Source organism: Mycobacterium sp. TH-M82 (genome assembly GCF_057473605.1).
This window is the reverse complement of sequence record NZ_JBYCKY010000534.1, coordinates 1-2,526: the sequence shown is the minus strand read 5'-3', so window position 1 is coordinate 2,526 and position 2,526 is coordinate 1. Positions and strand designations below refer to the sequence as shown.

The following is a 2,526-nucleotide window of genomic DNA, read 5'->3' as shown; positions in this document are numbered from 1 at the left end:
AGTTGCACGGCGGCTACGGCTATCTGCGCGAGTACGGTCTGGAGAAGATCGTCCGCGATCTGCGGGTGCACCGAATTCTGGAGGGCACCAACGAGATTATGCGGATGGTCATCGGCCGCGCGGAGGCGGCACGGGTCCGCAGCGGGCGATAGGAGGGGCCGCCCACATGACCACAGTGGCGTTCCTGGGGCTGGGCCATATGGGCGGGCCGATGGCGGCGAACCTGGCCGCCGCCGCCTATGCCGTTCGCGGATTCGATCCGGTGCCGGCCGCCGCCACAGCGGCAGCGGCCCACGGGGTCAGCGTGTGCGACAGCGCCGCCGGCGCGGTGGCCGATGCCGACGTGGTGGTCACCATGCTGCCCAACGGGGATGTGGTCAGAGCGTGTTACGCCGAGAACCTGCCGGCTGCACGGCCCGACACCCTGTTCATCGACAGCTCCACCATCTCCGTCGCCGACGCCCGCGAAGTGCATACGCTGGCCGGGTCACACGGTTTCGCACAGGTCGACGCTCCGGTCTCCGGTGGGGTGCCGGGTGCGGTCGCCGGCACGCTGGTGTTCATGGTCGGCGGCGAGGAGGCGAGCTTCCGGCGAGCGATGCCGGTGCTGGAACCCATGGCCGGCAAGGTGATCCACTGTGGCGGCCCCGGTGCCGGCCAGGCTGCCAAGATCTGCAACAACATGGTGCTGGCGGTCGAACAGATCGCTGTGGCCGAGGCTTTCGTGCTCGCCGAGAAGTTGGGGCTGTCCGCGCAATCGCTGTTCGACGTGATGACCGGCGCCACCGGTAACTGCTGGGCGCTGCACACCAACTGCCCGGTGCCCGGGCCGGTGCCCACGTCGCCGGCCAACCACGACTTCCGGCCGGGTTTCTCCGCCGCCCTGATGAACAAGGACCTTCAGCTGGCGATGGATGCGGTGGCCGCGACGAATTCGGCTGCGCCGCTGGGCAGCCACGCCGCCGCGATCTACGCCGACTTCGCCGCCGAGCATGCCGGCGAGGACTTCAGCGCGGTCATCGAGACGCTGCGGCGCAGCTGAGTAGGCAATGACGCGCGCGTCGAGGCCGCACGAGACCGGCTGGTCAGGCGAACTCGCCGGTCAGGTCGAACTCGGCCAGCGTGTGCGCGGCCACCTCACGCAAGGCGGGCTTGGTGTTCTCGGCGTAGCCCTACCGGCGTTACTTCAGGAGAGCGAGCAGCTCATCGACGCTGCCGGTGGTCAAGATCTGGTCCACGGGAATGGAAACGACTTTGTCGCTCATGGGGAAGCGGTGTTGGCCAGGGTAGATGATCGCCAACCTCGCCAGCTGGAGATCGGCCAGAGCCGAGCGCATCGACCGGGTGAGCGACGGTGCCGATGTTCTCTTAATCTCGAATCCATCGGGGCGACGAGCGCATCGGTGAGCGCGTCAAGGTAGCGTCGCGCCGTCCTATGAGCGACGTCGAGCGATCGGGCGAGCTCGGCGCCGTCACCGGAAACAGATACGGTATCCGTTGCGCCTCATCGATCGTGATCAGCCCGCTGAGGCCAGACAGGGCCAACATCGGGTCGGTGAGCCGCGTGGCGTCGACCGGGTTCTCGGCATCAAATGTGCATCCTGGCGACGACTGGCCCACCTGCCGGCCCAGAGTGGTCTTGCCGGCTTGGCGAAGCCCGGTGAGCAGCACGATCGATGCCCGGTAAGTGTTCAACTCCAGAGGCACCGAACTCGGGACCATCACCGCCGACGAGGACGTGTTAAATCTCCTAGGCCAGCCCAGCTACGAGTTCGCCGTCACTGGGTATCGTGTGGAACTGATCCACGAATCGATCTAGGCGGCTGGGGAAGCAGTGAGCATCAATCCGTTCGATAATGACGACGGCAGCTTTTTGGTCTTGGTCAACGACGAGGGGCAACACAGCCTGTGGCCCGCCTTTGCCGACGTTCCAGCCGGCTGGCGGGTGGTGTATGGGCGGCGGCCAGGCGAAGACAGCCGCGCCGCGTGCCTGGACTACATCGAGCAGAACTGGCCCGATATACGGCCGAAGAGTCTGCGCGAGAGGCTGGCCGACGCCCAGGCTCCGGTAAAGTCTGAACTCAGGGAGGCCGATGGAGCTTGATGACCGTGCAGTCCCGCTGACGGGGGAGCAACTGGGCTGAACCGGTCCGGGCAGCATGTTTTGAGGTGGACCGGTGGAGGTCATGAACGCCGCCCGGTTGCATGCGCTGGACCAGGGCTACAGCTACGGTCTGCCGTGGCTGCCGGGGTGATCAGCGTGCTCGGCACGGCCGCGCCTTTCATCGGCTACACCGCAAAGCAAGTGGCACATCATCACCCACGAGGCCCCACCCGACGAAACCACACCGACCCCGAACGCGAAGCTCCGTCAACCACAAGTGCACCCTCATTCACGAAGGGGTGTGACGCGGTGCATCCCCGTCCTGCTTGCCGACATCGACCGCACCTGGCAGACTCTGCGAGTGCGCGGAATCATCCTCGCGGGCGGAGTCGGCTCCCGGCTGCATCCGATCACCGTGGGCA

The 2,526-nt window shown here is 66.4% G+C and carries 5 protein-coding genes; 3 read left to right on the top strand and 2 right to left on the bottom strand.

Annotated features, from left to right (window positions below; all coding sequences use genetic code 11):
• Window positions 1–152, top strand: a 152-nt coding sequence (locus AC2VON_RS16285; protein ID WP_486953881.1) for an acyl-CoA dehydrogenase family protein, incomplete at its 5' end; no start/stop codon positions are given.
• 14 nt (window positions 153–166) lie between these two features.
• Window positions 167–1,042: a 3-hydroxyisobutyrate dehydrogenase gene (mmsB, locus tag AC2VON_RS16280; protein ID WP_486953880.1), complete on the top strand. Its 876-nt coding sequence runs from the start codon at window positions 167–169 to the stop codon at window positions 1,040–1,042.
• A 139-nt stretch (window positions 1,043–1,181) separates the two neighbouring features.
• Here mmsB and AC2VON_RS16275 read toward each other — a convergent pair whose 3' ends face one another.
• The gene (locus AC2VON_RS16275; protein WP_486953879.1) at window positions 1,182–1,337 is read right to left on the bottom strand and encodes a hypothetical protein; all 156 of its coding nucleotides are present in this window, start codon (window positions 1,335–1,337) and stop codon (window positions 1,182–1,184) included.
• A gap of 31 nt (window positions 1,338–1,368) precedes the next feature.
• On the bottom strand, window positions 1,369–1,707 hold the full coding sequence (locus AC2VON_RS16270; RefSeq protein ID WP_486953878.1) for an AAA family ATPase: 339 nt from the start codon (window positions 1,705–1,707) through the stop codon (window positions 1,369–1,371).
• Window positions 1,708–1,834: 127 nt separating this feature from the next.
• Between AC2VON_RS16270 and AC2VON_RS16265 the strand changes: the two genes are divergently transcribed.
• A complete protein-coding gene (locus tag AC2VON_RS16265; protein WP_486953877.1) occupies window positions 1,835–2,104 on the top strand; it encodes an MbtH family protein in 270 nt (89 codons plus the stop codon).
• Window positions 2,105–2,526: the final 422 nt, after the last annotated feature.